The sequence below is a fragment of the Oleiphilus sp. HI0067 genome, assembly GCF_001635735.1.
In genome coordinates, this window is the sequence record NZ_LWFI01000185.1 from 1 (window position 1) to 1110 (window position 1110).

Here is a 1110-nt window from a genome sequence, read left to right on the forward strand (position 1 = left end):
TTAGATTCGTTAACAATGCCTGAGCATGTGCCCAGAACGTCTGTGCAAGCGCACGTGCACTAGGATCAAATTTCAATAAATCTGCCTGCGCCAACGCTGGAAGAATATCTAGTAGAATAAGGGTTGCATCGTGGTCATGAACCCCCTTTTCGTAACCTTCTTTATAACGAGGGGCAGCAAACTCACGAACTATTTTTTCCAACTCACCTTCGGCATGTACTGACGAATGCAATTTCTCAAGGCTGAAACTATCAGTCTCTTTCTCCGCCGCATCAAGCACTTGGAACGCCAAGTATTCTGCTCGATAAACCTGCGGCGTCTCAGACTCCAAAGACATCTCCCAGTAATCTCTCAACTCTAAAAGAGCTTCACTGGTGATTGATTCAAAATAGTCCGTGCCCGTTAGATGAATATTCAATTCACCATCACGAGGAATAATCGTTAGATCTAATTCTTGCGTATTAACTGAGAATTTATGACGAGGACCAAGCTTAATAACATTGCCACCCTCCTCATAAATGTCTGTCTTATCTCGCAAGGAACGCAGTGCTTGCTCTTTAATCGCCTTAAATCGCGACTCAATATCATCAGCTTTAACCGCACTATCTAAGCCTCGAAGATCTTCAACAAGCTCTCTTACCTTCAATACAAGCGCATCAGACGCGAAGTACGTGTTTAATTCATCCGTTTCTGTAAACTTCAAGGAGCGTTTCTCAATGCTCGATAGAATTCGTCCGGCTGCATCACAGATAGTCTGAGCTTTGCGCTGACGCTCATCGAGAAGCCGCTGTTTGTGACTTTCAAAGGATTCGTAAATTTCTTCACGCTTATCCATGATGTCAGTTAGGAACTGATCGAAGTTGCTAAACTGGCTTTCCAACTCCTCTAACTGAACCAATAAGCGAGACAATTGTTCATCACATTTTTCAGGTATCGTCGCTAACCCTAAAGCGTTGGTGATACTCTGCGAGAACAACTTAAACTGAGCCCCAAATTGGGCAATAGCTTCCTCTGAGCCAAGGTTTTTACGCTTTAAGTTTGCGGAAGCTTTGCTTTGATTTAGTTTGGAATAAACATGCGAGATTGCATCAATAATACGGGTACGAACCG

The 1110-nt window shown here is 43.4% G+C and carries 1 pseudogene; it reads right to left on the bottom strand.

From position 1 onward, the window contains the following. Positions 1-1110, bottom strand: a pseudogene (locus A3739_RS29200) (DNA repair protein); the annotation flags it as partial.